Below are 24725 nucleotides of genomic sequence, written 5' to 3' on the forward strand. Positions count from 1 at the left end.
GAGTTAATTTTAAGTTATACTAATGAAAATTTTATTTTATTAAATAATATTGAGAGGATTTATATGAAAGAACTTTCAACGAGAGAAACAATTACAATTGGTTTGATGCTATTCGCCCTTTTCTTTGGAGCAGGAAACATGATTTTTCCGCCAGCGCTTGGACAAGCTGCAGGTGATCAAGTATGGGTCGCAATGATCGGCTTCTTGATTACCGGAGTGGGTCTGCCTTTACTGGGAATTATTGCGGTGGGACTGGCTGGCGGGAATCTGCAAACAATGGCTTCCAGAGTCCATCCGATGTTTGCAGTCGTGTTCACCTTTATTGTTTATCTGTCGATAGGGCCATTCATGGCGATCCCAAGAACAGGTACAGTCACTTTTGAAATGGGCGTGCTGCCATATTTGCCTGAATCGATGAAAGGCAGTTGGATTCCGCTTTTAGTTACAACGATCGTCTATTTTGCCCTCACGTTTTGGTTGAGTCTGAATCCGAGCAAGCTGGTGGATCGGATCGGTAAAATCTTAACACCTGCGCTCTTGATTATCATTGGTGTCATGTTTGTGAAGTCGCTCATTTCTCCTTTGGGAGATGTGGGACAACCGACAGGCGCTTATCAGGATACGGCGTTCTTCAAAGGCTTTATCGAAGGCTATCTGACGCTGGATGCATTGGCTGCGATGGTATTTGGTTTGGTAGTAACAACTGCTGTTCAGGATAGAGGCATCATCGATCGCAAAAAAGTGATGTGGTCTACGATCAAAGCCGCTTTCCTTGCTGCAATTGGACTCGGACTCGTATACCTTGCCCTCAGCTATATGGGAGCCACCAGTGTTTCGTTTGCAAAGTCGGAGAATGGCGGGCAAATTTTGACCGCCGTCGTATCGCAGCTGTTTGGTCCGTTAGGCTCGCTCTTGCTGGGAGGAGCCGTTACGCTTGCTTGCCTCACCACTTCTGTTGGGCTCGTCACAGCGTGCAGTCAATTTTTCTCTAGCCGTATCCCTAGCATCTCCTACAAGAAAATGGCTGTGATCTTGTGTGTGTTTAGCGCTGCGGTAGCAAACGTAGGCTTGACCCAATTGATTACCTTCTCTGTGCCTGTCTTGATGGCGATTTATCCGTTGGCGATCGTACTGATGCTGCTGACGTTTTGTGATCGAATGTTCAATGGACATCGTGCTGTATACGTAGGCGCGATCACGGCAACGGCTGTGGTGAGTCTGTTGGATGGAGCTTCTCAGCTTGGCGTATCTATCGACTCACTTACGCCATTCCTGGAACAATTGCCTCTGTACAAAGTAGGAATTGGCTGGCTGGTTCCAGCTATTGCTGGTGCACTTCTTGGTTTGTTGTGGGCTACTCTTACGCGCAGTGTCCCTGTTGTAAGAGAAACGAAGTAAAAATAATGAGCGAGTGGGTGGGGGTCAGTCCCCAATGAGTCCACTCGCTTTTTTTTGTGGCAACGTATTTTGTCCTGCTATTACCAGCTAGATAGGACTTCTATCCGTCCACAATACGGGTGATCTATGTTACCATGGAAAAACGTAAATTGTCAGAACGGCCAGTTTTTATTGATGCCGTTCCTAAGAAGGGAGGTTATTGGCTATGTCCACGATGAAAGTCTTGGTTGCCGATGACGATCCAAACGTACGCGAAATTATTCGCCTTTATTTTGAAAAACAACAAATCGAGCTCATCGCAGCAGCCGATGGCCAAGAAGCTCTTGAGCTGATGGAAAAGGAACAGCCGGATGTGGTCATTCTCGATGTGATGATGCCGCAGGTAGACGGCTTTGAGGCATGTCGGGAAATCCGCAAGAAGTGGGATACGCCGATTATTATGCTGACGGCAAAGGATGAGGAGTTTGACCGTGTACTCGGCTTGGAGCTCGGAGCGGATGATTACGTAACGAAGCCGTTTAGTCCACGAGAGATCGTTGCCCGTATTCGTGCGATTATGCGCAGATTGCAGCCAAAGCCAAAAGTAGAAGAAGAGGTGCTCCGTACCTTTGTTTTTGATCAATTGACGATCGATCTGGATAAACGGGAAGTCATTGTTGCCGGAGAAAAAGTGAGCTTTCGCCCGAAGGAGTTTGATCTGCTTGTTCAGATGGTAAAGTCACCGGGAAGTGTGTGGTCGCGGGAGCAGCTGTTGGAACAAGTGTGGGGTTTTGATTATTTTGGCGATGTGCGAACCATTGATGTTCATATAAAGAAGATCAGACAGCGTTTAGATAAACTCCCCTACGAGTGCATACAAACGGTTTGGGGGATCGGCTACAAGTTTGGAGTGGATCAATGATGCTAGGCATGTCAAAAAGTATCTTCCGCAAACTGTTGTTCAGCTTTTTAGCTACAGTATTGGTGGGGTTGGGGATTACAGGTATTGTCCTCTCGTTTTTTACGAAGGAATATATCTACAACGCCAAAGAAGAAGAGCTTTTGCGCATGGCGAAAAAAGTGAACGCGGCTATTCATAAAAGCGATGAAGTAAACAAGCAGCTCTTGGACAAGCTGGCGATGCTGGATGAGTCATTTGATACGCGTATCTGGCTGTTTGATACGGAAGGAAAGATTGTCGCGACCTCGATGAAGGATGAGGTGCTTACCGGCAAGTCCGTGGCGGTTTCCATCGCAGATAACGTGTTGAATGGAAAAAGCGCAGTAACTGAGCTGCAAATCGAGGGTCTGGACGACCCGATGCTGTCGGTCTCCGTGCCATGGGGCGAAGGAGAAAACGTCTATGGCGGAATTATTTTGCATGCGCCGATTGAAGGAGTTGAGAAAACCTTTGGTCAAATGCGCGAATCGATTCTGTGGGCGACCTTGTTCGGGGTGATTCTCTCTACCATCATGGTTTCTTATTTGTCCTGGTCTATTTCTCGGCCGTTGCGGACCATTGAGAGAACAGCGCATGAGATTGGAAGAGGGAATTATGCTGAGCGCGTACAGGTCGATACGTCTGATGAGATCAGCGATTTGGCACAAACCATCAATACGCTGGCACAGAAGCTGGAAAAGGTAGAGCAGGAGCGTCATCATCTGGAGCAAGTGCGCAATGATTTTTTGGCGAATGTGTCTCATGAATTGCGCACACCACTCACTGCGATTCAAGGCTTTCTGGAAGCGTTGCAGGACGGCTTGGTAGAGGAGGAAGAGGCGCGGCAGAAGTATTACGCCGTAATGTACACCGAGACCATGCAAGTGAACCGCCTGGTGGATGACCTGATGGATTTGATGAAGCTGGAGAACAACGAGGTTAATCTGGCCAAGTTCCCTGTCGACGTAGCTGATGTCATGAATCGGGTTGCTTTTTCCTTCCGCCAAGAAGCAGAGGAAAAAGGGATTCGTTTGGGGATAGAGGTAGAGGACGAGCTGCCGAGAATTTATGCTGACAAGGACCGGATCGCACAAATTCTGAAAAATCTGGTGAAAAATGCGATCAAGTTTACGGGTGATGGTGAGATTCGCTTACGTGCAGCGTTGGAAGAAGAATATGTACAGATTCAAGTGATCGATACAGGGATGGGGATTGCCACAGATGACCTGGACCGTATTTGGGAACGTTTTTTTAAAGTAGATCGCGGACGGTCCAAGAACAATAAAGGGACAGGGCTGGGGCTCGCCATCGTAAAAGAACTGGTAGAGCTGCATGACGGTAAGTACAAAGTGGAAAGTGCACCAGGGAAGGGCAGTACCTTTACGATATGGCTTCCAAGGATTATACCGGAGAACTGAATCATGATCGCTGGAAAAAATGATCATGGTCATACTTTTTTCATACATTGATCATCGTTTTTTCCCACTTTCCTTACAGAATGGTTATCTTTACCCGTTACGATATAGGTGTGACAGCGAGAAGGTCACGAAGCCAAGGAATGAAAGGGGAATGAACATGAACAAAAAATGGTTCTCCATTGCCACTGTCGCATTACTCCTGTCTGGCAGCTTGGTTGCCTGCTCTGACACAACAGGAACACCTGAACCGGCGACACAACCAGAGGGCACGACAAGCGAAACCGCTCCGGGGTCCTCCACTACCGATAATGGACAATCGACCGATAGCTCGGTTTCGCAAGATCAGTCCACACCGGATGCTTCTGCGGACACAGGCTCGTCTACGGAAGCACCTGCAACGGATGCCAATTCTGATGCAAGTACCAGCACCGGATCACCTGGTGCTACGGGAACCGATAGCAGTGGTTCCGCTGAACAGTCTACAACGACTGACGCCAGCAAGAAGTAATCATTCACGAACTGGAAACACGTTTGTTTGAACTCCTCTACTTCCCTCCCGTTTTATATACCTTGATGACGGCTATAGGCCGTCTTTTTTTTGTTCAAATTCGTGGTATGATTATCCAAAACTTACAATAGGGGAGGGGAAATCATGATCACGTATCCATCCTTGAAAAAGGGCGCTACTATAGGTGTAACTGCGCCATCGTCAGGGGTACCGGAGTATTTGCATGAATTAGTCAGGCTCGCATGCAGTCGTATGGAGAGCAGAGGTTATTCCATCGTTTGCAAGGATACAGTCTGGACGCAGGAAAAAGCCAAGTCAGCTCCTGCTACAAACCGAGCAACCGAATTCAACTCACTAATGCAAGAGGAAAGCATCGATGCAATTATCCCTCCCTGGGGTGGCGAGCTGCTGATTGAGATTTTAGACAAGCTTGATTTTCATGCCATGGAACCAAAATGGGTGTTAGGCTATTCAGATGTGAGTGTGCTGCTGCTCGCGATTACGTTAAAAACCGGGATGGCTACGGCACATGGGACGAATCTGGTTGATTTGCGCGGAGAGAAAATGGATGAGACGACGGCCATGTGGGAGACGGTTCTGTCAACGCAGAAGGGCGAGTCAGTCGTGCAGTACTCTTCCCCGATGTATCAAAAGGAATGGCAGCATACGAATCCTTCGCCGCACGTTTTTCATCTGACGGAACCGACGGTATGGAAAACGACGGAGACTACGACTCACGTCAACATGCAGGGGCGTCTACTTGGCGGCTGCTTAGATGTAATCAGACACGTTATCGGCACACCGTATGGGGATGTGCAAACGTTTCAAAAAGAACAAATCGGAAATGAACCGATCATATGGTATTGGGAAAATTGTGAGCTTTCTACGACTGATCTGCGCAGATCGCTGGTACAAATGAAGCTGGCTGGATGGTTTGATCATTGTGCAGGGATCATGTTTGGTCGCAGTCCAGCGAATCAGGCAGTTGACGGGTATACCGTAGAAGATGTCTATCGGGAATTGGCTTGCGAACTGCAAGTACCTGTCCTATACGATATTGATTGTGGGCATATGCCACCGCAATTGACGTTTATCAACGGAGCCTATGCGGAAGTAGCGCTGACAGGCGATAAAGGGTGCGTACGGCAATATTTTCGTCCATAACAAAACGAGGGCTTCCCAACAAATAGGGAAGTCCTCGTAGCATGTAAGCAAACGTATGATCTAGCCTTGCTTCTCGTTGTATTGATTCGTGAGGTGTTCCTGCGTTGTTTCATCACGCTGACCTTCGGGGGATTTACGTTTTCCCAGAGTGGACAAGGCGACACCGAGGAAAATAAATGCGCCTCCGGCAAAAAAGCTGAGACCCAAATGCTCATGGAGCAACAGCCAACCTAAAAACGCACCGACAATCGGCTGGACAAAAAAGAATCCGGCCCCGCTGCCAGCAGGCATCAGCTCAAAGCCTTTGTTCCATAAATAAAAGGCACCTGCCGTCGAAATCATCCCGATATAGAGGACCCCTGCCCAGATGTCCCAACCAAATTGCCAGGATACGGGTGTGACTGACAGCTCCCAGAACATGAGCGGGCTCGTAAAGATGATGCCAAACAAAGCCACATAGGTCGTGACGAGCAGGGACGAATAGCGCTGCGTCGCCTTTTTGCTGAGAACGGTATACAATCCCCAGCTGATCGCTGCTACGAACAAGATCAGGTTGCCTGTCAGCGAGGACTGGGCGTCAGCCTGATCAGGGACTCCGATGACAATAATGACACCAAGCGTCGCTAACAAAATTCCAGCCGCCTGCTTTAGATGGATGCGCTCCTTTAATAGCCAGACCGCAAAAATCGCAATAAAGGCAGGCGAGGCAGAAGTAATCAATGCACCCATGTGGGCAGTAGACAGCTTCGTACCGAGAAATTGCGCGGCGATCGAGATCGTAACCCCGACGAAGGCGATGACCATCAGCAAAGGATAATCCTTTTTCGCGACATACTCCTTGCGACCAATGGTAAATGCCCCCAAGACGACCAAGGCAATGCAAAAGCGCAAAATCAATAGCGTGAACGGAGGAATAACCTCCAAGACGACTTTGCTTACGACATAAACACCGCCCCAGATCGCTGCGGCGAGAGTCAGGCAGATAGCTCCCAAAAACATTTGCTTCCATTGTGCTTGTGACATAACAAGTCCCTCCCGGAATAATGAATCAATCATTCGAGCGTTATTCCGTAGCCGGGAGGCAGTAAGAGAACCGCTTCCTCACCGACTAGGAGAGGAGGGTGGGCACATCATTTTCAAACAGGCGACGGTTCATGTGATTCACCTCCTTAGGTTGTTGGGGTCAGCCACTTGGCTACCAGCAGCACCGGTTGTGTCAGACGCCCGACTGGTGCCTCCACCTGACGATACTGCTCATAGCCAAGCCGTCCCCAGAAGAGAAGCGCTGGTTCGTTATGCGCGATGACACCGTGGTGAATATGCTGACTGCCGTGTTGGATGCAGTATGCCTCGATGAGTCTCACTGCTTCTTTTCCAAAGCCTTGTTGTTGATAGGCGGCGTGCAGGAGCAAGAGACTAATCCAGCTCTTAGGATCATGTTCATTCGAAAGTACGATATGGGTGACACCGATTAACGTACCTTCCAAGAAAATGACGAGCCAATGCCCCGAAGGAATACCAACGGTGGCGCTATACTCTGCTTCCAGCTCAGCCAGACTTGTTGTACTCGTGCCGTTTCGCAGGAGATTGTATTCAGGATTGCTGTTGTAAACGGTCAAGAGGTCAGGTAGGTCTTCGCGTTGCAGCTCGCGAATGACAAGTCGCGGACCTGTCAGGGAAAGGCTCATCTAGGACCTCCGTACTTTCGGATGAGTCCGATCTGTCCACCATGATATCCCATATGATAGATCAAGCGCCCCAGTGCCTGACGAGGAGTCAATGTGCCGATTGGTGCTTCACAGGGGGTGTCCCATGCGTCTTCTGGCAAGGAAGCGAGTGAATCCAGCAAGTGATGATAGGAAGCCTCATGGAAGGTGAGCAAGGCAGACAAGTCGGTAAAGTTTCCTTCATCTCTCACAGGGCCAATCGTGGTGAGTGTGATTTCTGGAGGGATTGCTGTCCCGAAAAACATCATACAGAATCGATATTCCACTTCGGCAATGTGATGAATCAAAAACCCGATGGAATTGGAGCCTGGAGCCAGCTTCCAGCCTAGCTCGGTTGCATCCAAACGGACGAGAGCATCCTGATAGCGTGAACGTGCTGTTTGCAGCGACGGCAGCAATTCTTGTTCGAACATCCAATCATCCTTTCGTAGGAGGCTACTATCTTTTATTATAGGTAAAACATCAGGAAAGAACAGTGTGATCATTCGGAAAATTTTGAATGAATGTTCACTCAATTGTATTTATTCGTTATACTGTAGAAAAAATGAAGGAGTGAGCGGGAGTGGCCCATCGCTATGCATTGACTGTTCGTTCTACCGATATTGACGTGATTGGACATGTGAATAATGCCAAGTATTTAGAGTACATGGAGTGGGCGCGTTTTGAATGGATATGGCAGAAAGGATTTACGCTGGATGAATTGAAGCGGCGGGCCATCATGCCAGTAGTGGTCAACATTAATATCAACTACCGAAAAGAGCTGACGATGCGAGAAGATGTAACGGCGATAACGACAGTGGTCAAGGTGGGAGAAAAGAGCTTCGTCATCCGCCAAGAGCTGTACAACGCCGCGGATGTTTTAGTGGCGGACGCCGATGTGACGATGGTGATGATCGATGCGAATACAAGACAATCTATTTCATTGCCAGCTGAGTTGAGAGAGGCATTGTTAGTAGAGCTGGAGAGGGTCAATCAAGGAACTGAATGAAAATAACAGTGGATAGCTAGGATGCCGATATTAGCACATCGAGTTTGGCAATCATCTTATCTTGACGATCCAAAATTTCACGAGTCAACAAAAAAAGTTCATTTATCCCTTCTAACAAAAGATCCAGTTTCTCCTCTTCAGACATGCTCCAACCTCCTTTTTCCGTTACAATGATCATATCAAAAGACTGAGTCATATGCACAATGAAATCCGCAAGAAAAAGGAAGGGGGAGCCACTAAACCATGTCAGCATTCACAACCATCCTATTCGATTTAGACGACACACTCTTTGACTTTTCAGCCTGCTGGGAGAAGGGCATGCAGCAGACGATTGAGACCCATCCGCTGACAGCCGATGTGGAGAAACAGAAATTTCTTGAGGCTCTGCGGCGCCACGGAGACGATTTGTGGGTCGATGTAATTGCCAAACGCTACGACTTTACACAATACAGACAGCTGCGTTTTCAAAGGGCGATGGCAGATTTTAACCGACAGATTGAAGCGGAGCAGGTCGACGATTTCCAACGTGCTTACCAGGCCGCATGCATGGATGCTGTTCAGCCTGATCCTTCTGTCCAGTCCACCATTGCGAAGCTGACCGAAGAGCATACCTTGGGGATTGTCACCAACGGTCCAGTCGATATGGCTTTTATCAAGCTGGAGCGCTTGGGATTGTCTGCGTACTTCCCTCGGGAGCGGGTGTTTCTCTCCGAAATCATCGGCCATCATAAGCCTGATCCAAGAATTTACGAGCACGTTCGAGAAAAGCTCGGGGTCGAGAGCAACCAAGTGCTGTTCGTGGGCGATACGTGGGATGCAGATGTAGCGGGGGCGATCGACGCTGGCTTTTCAGCTGTCTGGATCAATCCGCGAGGAAAGAAGCCTACATCCTGGCATCAACCACTCGCTGTCATTGAGAGACTGGATCAGCTTATCGCAATCTTATAGAAAAAAGCAGCCTATTGCCCCAGCCGCATAACTTGCAGGCTCTTTTCACGGGCAATCAAGCTGCTTTTTTTACACATTTTCTTGCTTCTTTTGTTCCTCGCGTCTCGCATACTGCTTTCTCATATGAAGAATGAGGCTGACGACAATCAGGCCAATCAAAAGCCCGATAGCTCCTGGTGTAAGACTATCTCCCCAAAAGGTTTTATAGAGCAATATCCCCGTTATAATAACAGCAAACTCCAGATAACGACTCGTCATGAGACTCTTCCCCCATTTTCATGAGCCCGATCATCGATTGTATCTACTAACCTGATCTTTCATTTTTTCCTGCTGACTCTTTCTGTACTTTGTGATGAAAAAGATGAGATTGAGGACAATCAGGCCAATCGTGATTGATAGACTTCCGGTGGTCACGCTTTTTCCGATCAAGAAGTTGAACACCAGCATCCCGGATAGAATCAAGGCAAAAGCAAGATTAAGCCTCATGAGCTTCTTCCCCCATAAAAATTCGTTCGAGCGACGGCACTTCAACATTTACGCCATAAATATCCACGCGTGCCTGAACGAGAGCGCGAACAAGGGTGGCTACTTTTTGATCGTCCCCGACCTGAATCGAGAGACGCCCGTCTTCCCAAATCGTATTGCGTCCGAGAGACTCAACGAAAGCGCGCAGGTTCAAGGAATCCTCGGGAGCAAAAGCCGAGTGACGTACGTGCACAGATCGCCATGCCTGATGGGCAGCTTGCAGCTCATCGAGAGTACCGAGTGAACTGATTTTTCCGCTTTTCATGATGGCGATGCGGGTACAAATTTTTTCGACTTCATTCAAATTGTGCGAGGTCATGAAGATCGTTTTTCCTTGCTGATGGAGCTTGCGCAGCAAGTTTTGAATATGCAGAGCCGATTCAACATCCACGCCAGATGTAGGCTCATCGAGGAAGATGAGCTCCGGGTTTCCGACCAAGGCTTGGGCAATGCCCAGCTTCTTTTTCATCCCGAAGGAAAAGGTTTTGGCTTTGCGGGATGCATGCTCCTCCAGTTCTACAGCTGTCAGTATGCGCATGCATTCTTCCTTTGTTAGTTCGACGCCTTTTACACGAGCGAAAAAGTGCAGGTGCTCAGCAGGAGATAAATGGTCGTAGAAGGTGGAATAATCCGGCAGTACGCCAATTCGTTTTTTCCAGCCTTCCGTACGTGCATCCTCTCCAAACATGCGAATGGTGCCCGCTGTAGGAACTAAAATGCCTGTCAGCATATTGATAAAGGTCGATTTTCCTGCGCCGTTGCGACCGAGGAATCCAAAAATCTCCCCGCTGTGCACGGTAAGACTGACGTCATTCACGACCGTGCGATTGCCAAAGCGCTTGTTCAACTGTAAGGTTTCGATCATTGCCATTAACAATCCCTCCGTCGGAATAAGAACATAGAAGCGATCAGGAATGCAGCTGCGTAGAGCCAGATGAAGCCGGTCCAGGCGCCGCTTTTTTCCATAAATGAAAAGGGCGTCAAATATTTAATCCATGGTGCTGCCGGGTGACTGGAAAAGGTACTCCACAGCCCGAGTCCTGGCATAATCAATGCGATCACAATTCCCAAAAACATCGTGTAGCTCGGGCGAGGTATCACGAGTGACAGCAGCAGTGCCAGCGAGATGCAATACACGAGCAGGGATACGCAGAGGTAAAAGGTTTTGGCGTCAAACGTTTGCGCGGTAGCAAATACTACGCCAAACGTAATGATCATGCAGGTTAGCCAGAAGAACGCGACACCGAGAAATTTCCCTACAATGATCTGATTGCGTGAAGTCCGGGTCACGAGAAAGCGCATCGTCCTGCCCGCTAGCTCACGATTGATGACATCATGGGACAGGCTGAATACAAACAAGGGTCCAAACAGCATGATGAGAGCAAAGATGCCTAGCGCATGTCCCTGCGCCAGCTCCTTTTGCGGAAGAAAGCTTGCTGCCTGATTGACGAGATCAGAAACCAGGTACGAGATGCCGACGATAAAGGCAACCGTAATCAACGATTTGATGCTTTTAAACAACCGAAAAAATTCGTGTTGGCAAATGGCCCACATAGGTGAATCCGCTCCTTTCTCCCTCATCATAATGGGCAGACCTTTCCCTGACTGAAACGCTACCTTACCATTTCCTTATCTTTTTCGTTGGCGGTGTTTCTCATGGTAGAATGAATGACAACAAGGGAGGGAACGGACATGGAGAAAGAAGCAAGAATCTTGCTGGTAGATGATGAAGAAGCGATTTTGCAGATGCTCCAAACCGTGCTGCAAAAGGAAGGCTTTATCCATATCGATACATGTACGACAGCAACAGAGGCGATTCGTCTGGTAGAGGAAAAGACGTATGACTTGTTGATCCTGGATGTCATGCTGCCAGATAAGAATGGATTTGAGCTGTGCGGTGCAGTGCGTCAGCGAACGAAGGCTCCGATCTTTTTTCTGACGGCAAAAGGGACGGATTTCGATAAATTGAGCGGATTTGCTTATGGAGCAGATGATTACATTACGAAGCCGTTTCATCCATTAGAGGTCGTTGCCCGGATGAAGGCACATCTGCGCAGAACGTTGGGTGGACCTGCGCCAGCCTCGGAAGAAAAGCGATATGATTTTGGACGTTTTCAAGTAAATGTGGAGGCAGCCGAGCTGTTTGTGAATGGAGAGCAAGTGGACTGCCCGGCGCAAGTTTTTTCGCTGCTCGTCTTTTTCTGCCAGAACCCGAACCGTGTATTTACGAAAGAACAAATATATGATCATGTATGGAAAGACGAGTACGGGATGTTTGATGAAAATACCGTCATGGTGCACATTCATAAGCTCCGCCAGCGCATTGAAGAAAATCCGGGACAGCCGAAGCTGTTGGTCACGGTGAGAGGACTGGGCTACAAGCTGGTAAGTCCGGCAAGACAGTCATGAATTTGCGTAATAAGTTGATCTTTCAATATGTAAGGCAGCTGTTCGGGTTTCTCCTCGTCTTGCTGTTGTTTCTGATTATCGCGATGCTTGGATTAGGCTGGCGGATAATGAACGAGCAGCTGACCGTCGATTTGTCTAGGCTGGAAGCGGCTGATCTGACATTGAAGATTGACTATGACGGGCAGCGTGTTCACGTTAATTCGGACATCGAGAAGAGCGTAGCGAGACATCAAGGCTGGATGCAAATCATCGACAAGCACGGCAAGATCCTGTACACCTATCGAACACCCGCTGATGTTCCGAGTCAATTTGGGCCAGGGGAGTGGATCGCTTATGTTGAAGATCGGGATGCTTCTCGCTATCACATCACGCATTGGGCCATTAATCAATTCGAAGAAAACATGATCGTCCTCTACGGAACGCCAGCCCCAGAGAAAGAACTGATGAAGCGCCTGATCGCAGCTAAGACGGGCACGAGCAAGGAGACATTGGACGAGCTGAACAAGAGTTTTTCCCAGGAAAAGTCATGGTATTTGATATACGATCGTGCGGGGAAACTCATCCATCAGTGGAATCACCCTAGCGCTTCCGCACAGTTAGACATGACGGAAGCTCTGCAGAACAGCGAGACAGCTAAAAATGTTCCAGTCTCCATCACCAGTCGCTATGACAAGACGAGCTCCATGACGTACGTAGTGGGCAGTCCGAATCCAACGTATCAGTCTGGTGTTCAGGAGACGTCAGAGGATGCCATGATCAAGGAAACGTTTTTGCAAATCGGGCTGCTGTTGATCCTGGCCGTACTATTCGCAGGCAGCTGGTATGCGTGGCGAGTCGGTAAGCCCTTGCTGCATATGGTGAATTGGCTGGAAAGGCTAGCCCAAGGTCGCTACGAGGAGCCCACCGGTAAAAAAGGAAAACCAATCGGAAGGAATTGGCGCGGGAAAGAAAAGAAGTCATTCCGCGTATTCAAGGATGTATTTGACGCTCTCCGACATCTAAGTGAAACGCTGCGCTCGAATGAAAGGCGTCAGCAAGAAATCGAGCAGACGCGAGAGGAATGGATCACCGGGCTCTCCCATGATCTCAAGACGCCGCTTAGCTCTATTTACGGCTATGCTACCTTTTTGGAGTCTGAGCAGTACGAGTGGGACAGACGAGAAGTCAGCCAATTTGGGAAAACGATTCGGGAAAAGTCAGACTACATGAACGGGCTGATTGAGGATTTGAATTTGACCTATCGCCTTAAAAACAATGCCTTGCCCATGGTCAAACAGTCGGTAGCGATCGTAGAAGCGATTCGCAGGATTGTCGTGGATATGGTGAACGATCCGAGCTCGTCTTTGCATGACATCGAATTTACGACGAACGTCCCATCGATAACGGCCGAAGTCGATCAGATATGGTTTCGCCGCATCATCGTTAACATTTTGACGAACGCGATCAAGTATACTCCAGCAGGTACAAACGTGCTCGTACAGGTACAGTCGAATGCGGCAGACAGTTTTGTTGTTAGGATCGCAGATAATGGCCCGGGCATGGATGAGACCACACTGGCCAATCTGTTTGAGAGATACTATCGAGGAGGGCATACAAGAGAGGATGCCAGTGGAACGGGTCTAGGCATGGCGATTGCCAAGCAGCTCGTTTTGGCTCACGGAGGAGAGATAACGGTTGAAAGCAAGCTGGGCAGCGGGACTGTTGTCGTAATGACATTTCCTGCCGTCAACGGCTAGGAGATTACTATTATGAAAGCCAAGGGATGTGTGTTGTCCCTTGGCTTTTTTGTTGTATCACGGTTTCGAAATGAACGTTTGTATGACTTTGCCATCCGCTTGACGCTCTTGATAGTGATTGGCTGTGTAATCCCGGATGCTGGATCGCCAGAAGCCGATAGCAGGCAGGTTATTTTCCAATTGAAATACTTCCCAAGCTCCAGGGAACATTTGAAAGATTTCGTGAGAAACGGATTTCCCGATTCCCAGTCGGCGGTAGCGCTTCATGATAAAAAACTCAGCAATAGAGTATAGCGATTGCGTCTCTTGCTCCGCGCTGGGGAGCATGCGGACGAGGACAAACCCTGCCAGCTTATCATTTATCTTGACGAAAAAAGGATGGCGCTCTGGTTCGGTCCAATACTCGTCAAAGTAGTCATAGCCAAACAAGCCGTCCTCATCGACCTCGAAAGGCTCAAACTCCGTGAAGTCGTATGTATACAGCTCCAACAGTTGCTTGAGAGCGTGCTTTTGTTCAAAAGGAACTCGTTCTATTGAGAAAGTAGGGTTCACTGAGAAAACCTCCCTTTCGTATATCGTACTCTATTTGCCCGGCCATGGAAACATATGGAGATGAATGTTAGGGCTTCTTTTCTAATTTTTGTAAAATTTTCATATGAAAGTTCCGATATAGAAAAGAGATAATTAGAATAATGTGGTAAATTTACTTTATTTGGGTTAATGCCCAATAGATAAAGGCGGTACGATCAATGGAGTATATGGATGAAAAGATACTGGCATTTTTAAACCAAGCGGAGAATGCGAAAGCTCCCAATAACATTGGCACCGGACCGGTCAGGGTGGGAAACCGCTTCTACGAGTTTGAGCAGCAGGCATTTTGGGAGAACAAGGTAAGGTTGTATATTCCCAAAGATTTTGAAGACATGCCCGAACAGCAGCGGACGCTCAAATATCCTTACGAACAGCGACCGCAGATCATCAAGAGCGATGAGACAGGCAGCATCAATTTCACGCTGAACCGGGTCGATCAGGATTTGCAGGATCAGTGGGTTAAACGGTTGACGGACGGGATGAAAGCCATGATCAAGCAGGCGAATCCGGCAAATGTCTTCTATACAGACGGGGTAGAAGTCGTGGACGAAAAGCAGGTTGGCTACTTCGAATTTAAAAGCCCCGCACTGGATGGTTTTCTCTATCACCTCATGTTTTTCTTTGCGCTTGAAGGCAAGATGGCCATGGGCACTTTTTGCTGCCCTTTTGCGAAATATGAAGAGTGGCGGGAGATTGCCTTTCAAGTCGTCAGGACACTAAGCGTCACAGAAGAGGATAAGGGAGAGGAGCAAGGATGAGCCAACCCGTCTTAACGTATGCGAACATTTTTATTGCACCCTACCAATTCGAAAAGATAACCCATTTGCACCTGATCAAACAGGTAAACGATCATATCAAACTGACTCTCAGTGGAATCGTGCCCGAAGAAAAGCTGGACCAGTACGTTGAGAGAGCGGATGAGAATGAAAGAATCGAAGTGCTTGTTCAAGACGGAGCCTGGAAGCGTGTCTTGTTTCAAGGCATTGTGACGAAATTGTCTGTTCATGCTGTGAGAGATGTTAGGAGCATTACCATCGAGGCGTATAGCGCAACCTTCCAGATGGATGTGGCGAAGAAGACCCGTTCCTTCCAAAACAAACAGCTATCCTATCGCGACCTGTTTGCTCAGATCACCGGAGTGTATCCCGAAGCCGATGTGGTCGATGAAGCCTCAGGCGGCAAGCAGATCGGGGGATTGCTGGTTCAATACAAGGAGACCGATTGGGAGTTTGCGAAGCGGCTGGCTTCCCATTTTCACGCTCCTCTGGTACCTGTCTGCACACAAAAAGGGCTGAGGTATTTTGTTGGAATCCCTGATTTGGGTGAACCCCAAAAGCTCGAAGAATACAATTACACCGTCAAAAAGAACTTGATGGAATACAAACTGAAATCGGAAAACGACAAGCAGGGCATCACTGAGCAAAACACGATCAGCTATGAGGTTACCAGCAACAGAATACTGGACTTGTGCAGCCCGGTTACCTTTCAGAGGCAAACGCTTTACGTCTATACAGCCGAGACGCGAATCGAAAACGGGCTTTTGCTCAATCACTACGTCTTACGTGATCAAAAAGGATTAGGCTGTCACACCCTGTATCCTACCGAATTGGCAGGCTCCTCTCTGTTCGGCAAGATTTTGGATGTCGCCAAAGACACGGTAAAAGTGCATCTGTCTATCGATGAAAAACAGCCCACTGGTGAGGCGATCTGGTTTCCTTACTCCACTGTGTACTCGTCCCCCGACGGCAGCGGATGGTATTGCATGCCGGAAATCGGGGATGAGGTTCGCCTGTATTTTCCCGATGCAAATGAGAAAAATGCTTTTGCCGCAAGCTCGGTGAATCTGCAAACCTCCGATCCCCAAAAGCGCAGCGATCCCTCTGTCAAAAGCATCAGCACCAAATACGGCAAACAAATTATATTTCAGCCAGGAGCGATCGAGATTATCGGCAATGGCAAGCTGTTGATGCGTTTGACAGACGAAGGCGGCATCGAGATCAACAGCGACAAGAAAATAATTTTGACAGCCAAGGAGGATATTGAAATCACAGGTGGCGAGAAGGTAGTCATTCATGGAGAAGCAGGCGTAGACATGAAGCAGGCCGATGCCACTCTGAGCATCATAGACGATGTGACCTTGAGCGGGGCGAAGGTACATATCAAATGAGCAAGCTGATGGACAAACAGGCCGCAATGCAGGATTTTTTTCACAATCATGTGCTGGATCGGTGGCAGTACGATCTGCTCGAGATTGACCAGCGGTACAGCGAGCAGAAGGAGAGCATCGAGAGCAGCTTTTGCCACGCGTTTGATAAGCTGTGCGCGCAGGCAGCCAGGCAGCAGCAAGAGGGGAGCAAGGGGGAGATTCACACCATCTACGTCTCGTATCTGCGGACAAGCATCATGGAGAACAGCGCCACATACCGCCTAGACGCACATGATGAAAACTGGTATTTGGATCAGACGGAATGCTCCGTGCTGTGGGATGCGGATTTCATCTTTGCCCCATTGTTCCGGCGGATGGAGGACCTTGAGAAGATAAAGTCTGCCTATGCGAGAAAGATTACATCGATGGATATCGAGCGGATCAAGCAGATGGAAGCCATCAAGTATCACCTGCTGACGGTCGAATTTATGAAAAGCATGGTGCCTGTGCTGTTGGAGACCACCAGCTACCGCCAGATGGCCAAATCCCCGAAGTTTTGCCTGTTGGTCGGAGAATACCGGGATCAAAGCGAAGTCCTGTACCAGCATCCTGACCCGGCGAACGAGGAAACCAATGGAGCGGGAGCGTAATCATGGACTATTTTTTGCTGAAGCAAGATGAACGATATTCGGATGTGCCGCTGCTGCTGGATGTGCGCAAGAAAATCGATAGCCGTGATATTCACCGCGAGCGAGCCCATAAAATCACGGACCCGCTGATCCTTCAGATTAAGTCGGGAGTGGAGAGCAGCTTTCTCGATATCCTTGAATACCCACTGTTTCTGCTGTCCGACAAGCTGAAGCGGTTGGTGGAAGCGTACGAACCAGACACCCTGTTTAAGCTGACTCCGCTGATTGATCTCTCCCGCCATCTACAGAAAAACTACTATCTCCCCATCTTTGAAGAAGTGGAAGCGGTCAGCGCCCACAGCGAGTTTCACCGAGACAATAGCCAGATCAAAAAGCTGGTGCTGAAGGAAGAAAGCATGCGCGGGAAAAAAATCGCCAGGATCAAAGAGAGCGTAAAACCGCTGATCATAGTCCGTCTGGATGTAGCCGAGAGCATCCTGCGGCGAGATATGACTGGAATCCGACTGGAACGAGTGCCGGTTGAATAGAGGAGGGATCGATCATGCAGGAAGGACCACGTTATGTGGTGAGAGGGGCAAAAATGCGCTGCGATTGCGGCAGCCACCAGAGGAGGATTAACCTGCCTGTCAGCCACGGCTCTTATGTGAACGAAAAACCAATGATGAACATAGAGGATTACAAGCCCGTAGAGAACATTGCCCATTTTGGCATTTGCGAGAGTCCAATCAATCAAAATAATTCCATCATTTATCTGATATCCGAAGACGGCCGGAACATCTCCGGCAAGCCTTGCACTCCAACGATCTGCGCTCCCTGGATTAAGGCGAAGGAAGATACAAAAGTGGCAGGCAAGGCAGCTCTTACGACGGACTCTCTGCTAATTTGCGGCTACGATGGCGTCATCAGGTTCTTCTCAGACGGGCAGCATGACGAGTAGATCGACATGGAGGCGGACGAGCTATGACAGGGTATGAACGGATCCGGGTAACAGCTCCTTACCGGATCAAACAAATCGAAGACGTACGGCTGGAATGGAAGCCGAATGAACACGCTTGGTTGCGCCTGCGCGGCATCGTGGACGACAGCGAAAAGATAAACGCCGTGCTGCAGGCTGCCTCAGACGACGAAATCCATCTGTATGAAAGCGACGGCGAGAATGAAGTCACTATCTTCAAGGGCTTGGTGACCTCGGTTCAGATCACCAACAACCAAGGAGTGTACACCATAGAACTGGAAGGACTGGCTGGTAGCTTTCAGCTGGACATCAAGAAACAGCGCCGCTCCTTTCAGCAGGTGGAGATGACTTACCCCGAGCTGGTGCAAGAGGCGATCAAGAGCTATCCGGGGCATAACGTGATCAACAGCATCGGCGATGGGGTCAAGATCGGCGAGCAAATCATCCAGTACGAAGAAACGGATTGGGAGCTGCTCAAGCGGCTGTCCAGCCATTTTCACAGCGTTCTCGTCAGTGATATCATGGAGGCAACACCGCGGTTTTCTTTCGGAATGCCACAGGGGAAAAGCTACACTCTACCAGACGATATGCCGTATACGGCGAGTAAGGATCTGCTTGCCTATCAAAAAGCAGGCGGTGATGCGGCAGGCTTGCACGATACGGATTTTTTCACCTATGAGATCGAGTCTGGCGAGCAGTATGCGATCGGGGATGAAATCCAGTTCCGCCACAAGCGGATGGTAGTCAGCGAAGTGCGGGCCCGTATTCAGCAGGGACTGCTTCGCTATACTTATCGCTTGTCCCGGATGGACGGCATTCGGCAGGAGAGAATCCACAATTCGAAGCTCTCCGGTGTCTCTCTGGAAGGCAAGGTGCTTGAGGTAAAGGGAGAGCAGGTCAAGCTTCATCTGGACATTGACAAAGAGCAGCCAAAGGAAGCAGCATGTTGGGTACCTTTCGCCCCGCCCACAGGCAATATGATGTACTGCATGCCGCAGGTGGGTACGCAGGCGAGCCTGTACTTTCCCGATGTAACAGGCAAACAGGCGATGGTGCTGGGCAGCGTGCGGAAAAACGGGGACAGCTGCGCGAAGACAGGCAACCCAAACATCCGGTATTTCGGGACCGAACACGGAAGCGAGCTGGAGCTGTCGCCTACCGCGATTAACATCGTCAGCGGCAGCAAAGAGCCGTTGAAGCTGACCATTGACGACAACGTCGGGATTACCATGACCAGCCACAAAAAGCTGGTGCTGAACGCCAAACAAGAGATTTCGTTGTATACACCAAAGAGAGTGGTGATCCAGGCGCAAAGCCAGTTTCTCGCCAAGAAGACCAGTGCGAAGAGCGGGTTTACGATCGAGAGTGAATACCACTTTCTCGGAGGAGTAGTACAAGCGGAAGGACGGGACAGAAGCACGTTCCCAGCGTATAACGATGAACCGCAGAAGGGAACTCCGCCACCGCCAGATCCGCCGTTTAGTTGGGGGAAGCTGTTAGTAGGTGTGGTAGCTGCCGTAGCGATTGTCGGAGCAGTGGCTTTAACCGTGGCCACGTTTGGTGCGGGTGCGGTTATTGGAGCAGCAGTGGTAGGGGCAGCCCTCGGAGCGATTGGAGGGGTGGTCATGACCGCTTCATCCGATATTGCCAACGGGAAGATGAGCAGTGCTTACGACTATTTAAAAAGTGCCGCACAAGGAGCAGTGATCGGTGCGATATGCGGAGCCATATTTGGTCCGGCAGTGGGTATAGGCGGAGGAGCGGTTGTACCCATGACAGGAGGTCTAACGACATCAGGGATAGGCTCCAGTATGTTTATTGGTGGGTCATCAGGTTATATCGACTATTCCATCCGTGAACTGTGGGACGGGCGTACGCCGGATGCTGGCAAAGCATTAGAATCTTTTGCGTTTGGAGCTTTGCTGGGAGGCGGCTTCATGCTTGGGGGCTCTTGGTTAGCGCGAGGGGTTAGCAAGATTAAGGGAATGGGGAAAGGTGGAGCTGGTTCGAAGGCTGGGGTGCCTGGTAATGGTTCAGGCAAATTTTTAGAAAAACCTGCTGACGAAAATGGAACACTAAATATTGGAGCACGAGGCAAGCCTACAGAAGGCGCATACAATATTGATATAGACCCTAAGGCTTCAGGTGTTCATTATGGAGATGCAACAAAGTTAACTAATATAAAGACAGGGAGCCAAAGTAAAATCATTATTGAGAACCCATTTGGCTATGATCCATTGAATCCTGAAGTACTAAGAGTTTTATCAAGAGATGGCGAAATTATCATTACGGGTTCCCGTTCTAATATGAAAAAATTGTTGAAACAATTAGATGAGAAAGGGCTGAAGTTAAAAGGTGAAAGACAAGATATTCCCAATGACGGAAGTTATTTAACTACAGACGGTGAAAGTATTAAATCGCCAATGCTAGATCAATATACATTCATAAGAAAGTGAGGAATATAGCTAATGATTCTTACTCTTGACATAAGTAGTGAAGAATTTGATGGGATCGTAGATGATGGAGGGGCGTTTACACCAACTATTTTTTTAAACTTTCCGAGTGAGATAAAAGGAATATATGAATTTGAACTTATAAATACAGTCATAAATATTTATGATTTTGAAGATCAATTACAAGATCAAGGACTTTATATAAAGGATGATTCACTTTTTGTGTTTGGAAAAATGAAAGTTCGAATTGAGGGCGTTAAGGGTGCAGATTTCAAACTCATTGAAGGTAACCTCCTTGTAGGACGTGAGCATTATTACAGTTGGCCATATACAATCGATAAAGGTGACATTATATGTAAATGTGGGGGGAAGTTATCTTTTCTAGAGGATTACTACGTAGCATTAATGATTATTACTGAAAGTAAGCCTAAAATAACATTAACATTTAATATTGAAGAGACTGTTCCGTTCGATTTCATGAATAGCAGCAGCATAGAGCAAGCAAATCTAAAAAAAATAGAATATAAACAAACAAAATTTCATGGGAAGTTGTTTGACTTCGGCTTTTTTCAAGAGCATTTTGGATCTGGGCGAAGAGCTATTAAGAGTGAGTAATCAGTCTTGAACAAACACAAGCAACTTGACAAACACAATTGCAAACCTTTCAAAAGCTTATTTCACTTGAATAATTAGGAGGAATAAGCCTTTTATACATGCCGCAGGTGGGTACGCAGGCGAGCCTGTACTTTCCCGATGCAACAGGCAAACAGGCGATGGTGCTGGGAAGCGTGCGCAAAAACGGGGACAGCTGCGCGAAGACAGGCAACCCGAACATCCGGTATTTCGGTACGGAGCACGGAAGCGAGCTGGAGCTGTCGCCTACCGCGATTAACATCGTCAGCGGTAGCAAGGAGCCGTTGAAGCTGACCATTGACGACAACATCGGGATTACCATGACCAGCCATAAAACGCAAGGATTGAACGCCAAGGAAGAGATATCGGTGTATATACACCGAAGCGAATCGTAATCCAGGCGCAGAGCCAGTTTCTCGCCAAGAAAACCAGTGCGAAGAGCGGGTTTACGATCGAGAGCGAATACCACTTTCTCGGGGCTATAGTTCAGGCGGAAGGACGGGACAGAAGCACGTTTCCCGCGTATAACGATGAACCGCAGAAGGGAACGCCGCCACCGCCAGATCCTCCGTTTAGTTGGGAGAAGCTGCTAGTAGGCGTGGTAGCTGCTGTCGCAATCGTCGGGGCAGTGGCACTAACGGTGGCCACGTTTGGTGCTGGTGCGGTAATTGGAGCCGCAGCGGTAGGGGCAGCCCTCGGAGCGATTGGAGGGGTGGTCATGACCGCCTCATCCGATATTGCTAACGGGAAGATGAGCAGTGCATACGACTATTTAAAAAGCGCCGCACAAGGAGACGTGATCGGTACGATATACGGAGCATATTTGGGGTATAGGCGGCGGAGCGGTTGTACCCATGACAGGAGGTCTAACGACATCAGGGATAGGCTCCAGTATGGGGGAACCAGACGATTTAGTAGTTACTTCTGAAAAACTGAGAAACGGGGTGACGTTGAGAGTACTGTACGAAACGACCGGTTTCTATGATTTTCACGAGTTGCTGAAGAGAAAAATAGGGAGCAATAAAATCCACGAGGTTGAGGTTGAGGTTGAAATGCAAAAATGGAAAGCAGCAGTTTCAGCAGATGCACCAGACAAAACAGTGAAAATGAGTAATCAAATCAAGATTGCCTGTATGGGAGGGATAATAAGCAGCATAATAACCGTAATCGGCATCATTATATCGATGAGTTCTAACACGGACTTATTCGGGATTAATTTATGGAGCCTGATAGATATTGCATTGATTCTTGGATTAACATTCGGCGTTTACAAAAAAAGCAGAGTATGCGCAATACTGTTGTTTGGGTTGTTTTTGTTTTCAAAGTTTACGCTAATAGTGGACAATCCTGAAATGATTAGAACCGGGTGGATGTCCATATTGATTTTTGGATATGCATTTTGGCAAGGCATTGCAGGTACGTTTGCGTTCCACCAACATAAGAGATTGCAACTGAACGGCGGAGAGAATTCGAACTGAAATATTCTGACTTTTCCCGATGCGACGGGGAGTCAGGCGATGGTGCTGGGCTGCGTGCGCAAAAACGGGGACAACTGCGCGAAGACAGGTCCCCCCACTGAACGCCAAGGAAGAGATCTCGTTGTATACGCCGAAACGCGCGGTCATTCAAGCGCAAAGCTAGTTTTTTCGCCAAGAAAACTAGTGCGCCAAGCGGATTTACGATTGACAGCGAATACAATTTTCTGGGCACTGCTGTTCATGCGGAAGGGCGGGATATAACCAAGTTTGCGCCGTATGCCGTATAACGATGAGCAGAAGCAAGGGAAGGCGCTCGATCCTGATCCGCCGTTTGATTGGTTGGGGCTGGGGCTCAAACTGTAATATGCATGAACTTAAAATTCTATTGTCATTGCTTAATACAGAAGGTGAAGAACTTTTTCGGGATTTGTATAGATACGCTAAGAAGTTTTACAAATCCGGAAAATAAACATCGATACTAGCTAATCCATTCCTATTGCATCGACTCAATGATTTAAAGTCAAAAGCATGTATACCAGTAAAGAAAGTTCTTGAAGATTTTCTTGTGAAGATTCAGGATGTTCCAAAAATAAATAATCCCCCTACAAAATAAAAGGAAGTATCCGTTAAAAGAGGAATGGTTATTCAAAATAAGGAGGATAACATGTTATTTATTATCGCAGGAATAGGCATTTTGGGTGGTATCTTCTATATCGTCGCTGCATCCAGAGAAACTTATGATATTAGAAGAGTGAAAGGTGTACAAAAACCTGGCGAAACAGAGCAACAATACGAACAAAGATTAAGAGCGAAACTGAAGAAAAACGGAAAGTTATTGATCCTAAGTGGTGTTGTATTAATGGCCTCAGCAATCGCACTCGAAGTGTTACCTTAGGTTTAAGCTGTTGGTTCAGCCCGGTTCATACCCTTGGCGAGGACGATCACGGCTGTAAATAAAAATACCCTATAGACAGACTTTTTCAAAAGTCCACTCTATAGGGTATACTTTTTCCCTTAATGAATCGCTTTCTTCTTAAACTGCCCGCCGCGCACATCATGGATGTTGCCGACAGCCAAGAAGGCATTCTCATCAACTTCTTCCACGATCAGCTTCAGCTTGGCTTCTTCCAATCGCGTAATGATGCAGAAAATCACTTTCTTATCGTCTCCGGTATAGCCACCTTCCCCGTTCAGGTAAGTAACCCCACGGCCGAGACGAGCAACAATCGCATCTCCCAAGTCTTTGTGATTGTCGCTAATGATCCATACTGCTTTTGATTCCTGGAAGCCTTCGATGGTCAGATCGATCATCTTGAATGCAATGTAATAGGAAATCAGCGAGTACATCGCGCGATCCCATCCGAATACAAATCCGGCACTGCTCAAAATGAATAAGTTCATGAACATAACGATCTCACCAACGGAGAACGGAGATTTCTTGTTAAGCAGGACAGCCACGATCTCTGTACCGTCCAGAGAGCCTCCATAACGGAGAACGAGTCCTACACCGATCCCGAGCAGGATTCCTCCAAATACAGCAGCTAGCAGGGGATCATCAGTCAATCCTGGGACAGGATGAAGAAGTGTCGTTCCGATCGACATGACAGTAACCCCTAAGAGGGTCGAGATCGCAAACGTTTTTCCGATTTGTTTGTACCCTATAATTAAGAAGGGCAAGTTAAGCACGAACAGGAAAACGCCAAGAGGCAACCCAGACAGATGCGAGGTAATAATCGAGATACCTACGATTCCACCGTCGATAATATTGTTCGGTACGAGAAAGATCTCGAGAGCTACCGAGAACAGGGAAGCACCAATCAGGATACCTAAGATCCTCTTGAGCAATTTTCCAATGGGTAATTTTTGATGAGTCGATTTTGCACTTGGTTGTTCCATCGTTCCTCTCCCCATTGTGAAATTTTGTACGTATCTATTATAGCATTCATTCTTATGTGAATACTGCACAATTACACTTTCTAGAAAAAATACTGCATTCAGACTTGTTCAGATTTATTCAGACGCTTGAATTCTCGTTCAGTCGTGAATGATGAAGAAAGAGAGTGCTCTGTATTGACTGGT

The 24725-nt window shown here is 48.1% G+C and carries 30 protein-coding genes; 19 read left to right on the forward strand and 11 right to left on the reverse strand.

The window, feature by feature from the left end:
• The first annotated feature begins 63 nt into the window (after positions 1-63).
• The 5 genes from brnQ to AB1L17_RS15975 all read left to right on the forward strand — a co-directional run bounded on the left by brnQ (position 64) and on the right by AB1L17_RS15975 (position 5407).
• Complete coding sequence (gene brnQ / locus AB1L17_RS15955; RefSeq protein ID WP_412844405.1) at positions 64-1398, forward strand: branched-chain amino acid transport system II carrier protein; 1335 nt, start codon at positions 64-66, stop codon at positions 1396-1398.
• 205 nt (positions 1399-1603) lie between these two features.
• Positions 1604-2299 carry a response regulator transcription factor gene (locus AB1L17_RS15960; protein ID WP_412844406.1) on the forward strand — a complete coding sequence of 232 codons (696 nt, stop codon included), beginning with the start codon at positions 1604-1606 and terminating at the stop codon, positions 2297-2299.
• Positions 2299-3735: a sensor histidine kinase gene (locus AB1L17_RS15965; RefSeq protein WP_412844546.1), complete on the forward strand. Its 1437-nt coding sequence runs from the start codon at positions 2299-2301 to the stop codon at positions 3733-3735. The genes AB1L17_RS15960 and AB1L17_RS15965 overlap by 1 nt, the downstream gene beginning before the upstream one ends.
• A 157-nt stretch (positions 3736-3892) precedes the next feature.
• Positions 3893-4243 carry a hypothetical protein gene (locus AB1L17_RS15970; RefSeq protein ID WP_412844407.1) on the forward strand — a complete coding sequence of 117 codons (351 nt, stop codon included), beginning with the start codon at positions 3893-3895 and terminating at the stop codon, positions 4241-4243.
• A gap of 144 nt (positions 4244-4387) precedes the next feature.
• Positions 4388-5407, forward strand: coding sequence for a S66 family peptidase (locus AB1L17_RS15975; RefSeq protein ID WP_412844408.1), 1020 nt, complete (start codon positions 4388-4390; stop codon positions 5405-5407).
• A 60-nt stretch (positions 5408-5467) separates the two neighbouring features.
• Here AB1L17_RS15975 and AB1L17_RS15980 read toward each other — a convergent pair whose 3' ends face one another.
• The 3 genes from AB1L17_RS15980 to AB1L17_RS15990 all read right to left on the reverse strand — a co-directional run bounded on the left by AB1L17_RS15980 (position 5468) and on the right by AB1L17_RS15990 (position 7547).
• Positions 5468-6430: a DMT family transporter gene (locus tag AB1L17_RS15980; protein WP_412844409.1), complete on the reverse strand. Its 963-nt coding sequence runs from the start codon at positions 6428-6430 to the stop codon at positions 5468-5470.
• A gap of 146 nt (positions 6431-6576) precedes the next feature.
• On the reverse strand, positions 6577-7095 hold the full coding sequence (locus AB1L17_RS15985) for a GNAT family N-acetyltransferase (RefSeq protein WP_412844410.1): 519 nt from the start codon (positions 7093-7095) through the stop codon (positions 6577-6579).
• Positions 7092-7547, reverse strand: coding sequence for a DinB family protein (locus tag AB1L17_RS15990; RefSeq protein ID WP_412844411.1), 456 nt, complete (start codon positions 7545-7547; stop codon positions 7092-7094). The genes AB1L17_RS15985 and AB1L17_RS15990 overlap by 4 nt, the downstream gene beginning before the upstream one ends.
• A 149-nt stretch (positions 7548-7696) precedes the next feature.
• On the opposite strand from AB1L17_RS15990, the gene AB1L17_RS15995 reads away from it, so the two are divergent.
• Entirely contained in the window at positions 7697-8122 is a 426-nt protein-coding gene (locus AB1L17_RS15995) for an acyl-CoA thioesterase (RefSeq protein WP_412844412.1), read from the forward strand.
• A gap of 16 nt (positions 8123-8138) precedes the next feature.
• On the opposite strand, the gene AB1L17_RS16000 is transcribed toward AB1L17_RS15995, so the two are convergent.
• A complete protein-coding gene (locus tag AB1L17_RS16000) occupies positions 8139-8375 on the reverse strand; it encodes a hypothetical protein (protein WP_412844413.1) in 237 nt (78 codons plus the stop codon).
• Here AB1L17_RS16000 and AB1L17_RS16005 point away from each other — a divergent pair.
• On the forward strand, positions 8366-9070 hold the full coding sequence (locus tag AB1L17_RS16005; RefSeq protein WP_412844414.1) for an HAD family hydrolase: 705 nt from the start codon (positions 8366-8368) through the stop codon (positions 9068-9070). The genes AB1L17_RS16000 and AB1L17_RS16005 overlap by 10 nt on opposite strands.
• Before the next feature lie 69 nt (positions 9071-9139).
• Here AB1L17_RS16005 and AB1L17_RS16010 read toward each other — a convergent pair whose 3' ends face one another.
• From AB1L17_RS16010 to AB1L17_RS16025, 4 genes are read right to left on the reverse strand one after another with little or no spacing between them, the layout of a single operon-like run.
• Positions 9140-9328 carry a hypothetical protein gene (locus AB1L17_RS16010; protein ID WP_412844415.1) on the reverse strand — a complete coding sequence of 63 codons (189 nt, stop codon included), beginning with the start codon at positions 9326-9328 and terminating at the stop codon, positions 9140-9142.
• 30 nt (positions 9329-9358) lie between these two features.
• Positions 9359-9556, reverse strand: coding sequence for a hypothetical protein (locus tag AB1L17_RS16015; protein WP_412844416.1), 198 nt, complete (start codon positions 9554-9556; stop codon positions 9359-9361).
• Entirely contained in the window at positions 9546-10466 is a 921-nt protein-coding gene (locus tag AB1L17_RS16020; protein ID WP_412844417.1) for an ABC transporter ATP-binding protein, read from the reverse strand. Before AB1L17_RS16020 ends, AB1L17_RS16015 begins: the two co-directional genes overlap by 11 nt.
• The gene (locus tag AB1L17_RS16025) at positions 10466-11149 is read right to left on the reverse strand and encodes an ABC transporter permease (RefSeq protein ID WP_412844418.1); all 684 of its coding nucleotides are present in this window, start codon (positions 11147-11149) and stop codon (positions 10466-10468) included. Before AB1L17_RS16025 ends, AB1L17_RS16020 begins: the two co-directional genes overlap by 1 nt.
• Positions 11150-11287: 138 nt before the next feature.
• Here AB1L17_RS16025 and AB1L17_RS16030 point away from each other — a divergent pair, with 138 nt between their 5' ends.
• Together AB1L17_RS16030 and AB1L17_RS16035 are read left to right on the forward strand one after the other, a co-directional pair.
• Positions 11288-12004, forward strand: a complete 717-nt coding sequence (locus AB1L17_RS16030) for a response regulator transcription factor (RefSeq protein ID WP_412844419.1) — start codon at positions 11288-11290, stop codon at positions 12002-12004.
• A complete protein-coding gene (locus AB1L17_RS16035) occupies positions 12001-13740 on the forward strand; it encodes a sensor histidine kinase (protein WP_412844420.1) in 1740 nt (579 codons plus the stop codon). The genes AB1L17_RS16030 and AB1L17_RS16035 overlap by 4 nt, the downstream gene beginning before the upstream one ends.
• Positions 13741-13797: 57 nt before the next feature.
• On the opposite strand, the gene AB1L17_RS16040 is transcribed toward AB1L17_RS16035, so the two are convergent.
• Complete coding sequence (locus AB1L17_RS16040) at positions 13798-14292, reverse strand: GNAT family N-acetyltransferase (protein ID WP_412844421.1); 495 nt, start codon at positions 14290-14292, stop codon at positions 13798-13800.
• A 197-nt stretch (positions 14293-14489) separates the two neighbouring features.
• Here AB1L17_RS16040 and AB1L17_RS16045 point away from each other — a divergent pair, with 197 nt between their 5' ends.
• The 8 genes from AB1L17_RS16045 (at position 14490) to AB1L17_RS16080 (ending at position 21563) form a co-directional block, all read left to right on the forward strand.
• Positions 14490-15089, forward strand: a complete 600-nt coding sequence (locus AB1L17_RS16045; RefSeq protein WP_412844422.1) for a hypothetical protein — start codon at positions 14490-14492, stop codon at positions 15087-15089.
• Positions 15086-16498 (forward strand): phage tail protein, encoded by a 1413-nt coding sequence (locus AB1L17_RS16050; protein ID WP_412844423.1) that lies wholly within the window; start codon positions 15086-15088, stop codon positions 16496-16498. Before AB1L17_RS16045 ends, AB1L17_RS16050 begins: the two co-directional genes overlap by 4 nt.
• Complete coding sequence (locus AB1L17_RS16055) at positions 16495-17127, forward strand: hypothetical protein (RefSeq protein WP_412844424.1); 633 nt, start codon at positions 16495-16497, stop codon at positions 17125-17127. Before AB1L17_RS16050 ends, AB1L17_RS16055 begins: the two co-directional genes overlap by 4 nt.
• 2 nt (positions 17128-17129) lie before the next feature.
• The gene (locus tag AB1L17_RS16060) at positions 17130-17654 is read left to right on the forward strand and encodes a hypothetical protein (protein WP_412844425.1); all 525 of its coding nucleotides are present in this window, start codon (positions 17130-17132) and stop codon (positions 17652-17654) included.
• 14 nt (positions 17655-17668) lie between these two features.
• Entirely contained in the window at positions 17669-18064 is a 396-nt protein-coding gene (locus tag AB1L17_RS16065) for a DUF4280 domain-containing protein (protein ID WP_412844426.1), read from the forward strand.
• A gap of 23 nt (positions 18065-18087) precedes the next feature.
• A complete protein-coding gene (locus AB1L17_RS16070) occupies positions 18088-20538 on the forward strand; it encodes a hypothetical protein (protein ID WP_412844427.1) in 2451 nt (816 codons plus the stop codon).
• A gap of 12 nt (positions 20539-20550) precedes the next feature.
• On the forward strand, positions 20551-21150 hold the full coding sequence (locus tag AB1L17_RS16075; protein ID WP_412844428.1) for a hypothetical protein: 600 nt from the start codon (positions 20551-20553) through the stop codon (positions 21148-21150).
• Positions 21151-21248: 98 nt separating this feature from the next.
• On the forward strand, positions 21249-21563 hold the full coding sequence (locus AB1L17_RS16080; RefSeq protein WP_412844429.1) for a hypothetical protein: 315 nt from the start codon (positions 21249-21251) through the stop codon (positions 21561-21563).
• 91 nt (positions 21564-21654) lie between these two features.
• Here the strand turns inward: AB1L17_RS16080 and AB1L17_RS16085 are convergent, their stop codons facing one another.
• Positions 21655-21888, reverse strand: a complete 234-nt coding sequence (locus tag AB1L17_RS16085) for a hypothetical protein (RefSeq protein WP_412844430.1) — start codon at positions 21886-21888, stop codon at positions 21655-21657.
• A 134-nt stretch (positions 21889-22022) separates the two neighbouring features.
• On the opposite strand from AB1L17_RS16085, the gene AB1L17_RS16090 reads away from it, so the two are divergent.
• Both AB1L17_RS16090 and AB1L17_RS16095 read left to right on the forward strand, forming a co-directional pair.
• Entirely contained in the window at positions 22023-22646 is a 624-nt protein-coding gene (locus AB1L17_RS16090; RefSeq protein WP_412844431.1) for a hypothetical protein, read from the forward strand.
• A gap of 664 nt (positions 22647-23310) precedes the next feature.
• Positions 23311-23541, forward strand: coding sequence for a hypothetical protein (locus AB1L17_RS16095; protein WP_412844432.1), 231 nt, complete (start codon positions 23311-23313; stop codon positions 23539-23541).
• A 119-nt stretch (positions 23542-23660) separates the two neighbouring features.
• Here the strand turns inward: AB1L17_RS16095 and AB1L17_RS16100 are convergent, their stop codons facing one another.
• The gene (locus AB1L17_RS16100; protein WP_412844433.1) at positions 23661-24542 is read right to left on the reverse strand and encodes a YitT family protein; all 882 of its coding nucleotides are present in this window, start codon (positions 24540-24542) and stop codon (positions 23661-23663) included.
• Between the last annotated feature and the right edge of the window lie 183 nt (positions 24543-24725).

The sequence above is a fragment of the Brevibacillus jepli genome, from assembly GCF_047229145.1.
Lineage (GTDB): Bacteria > Bacillota > Bacilli > Brevibacillales > Brevibacillaceae > Brevibacillus.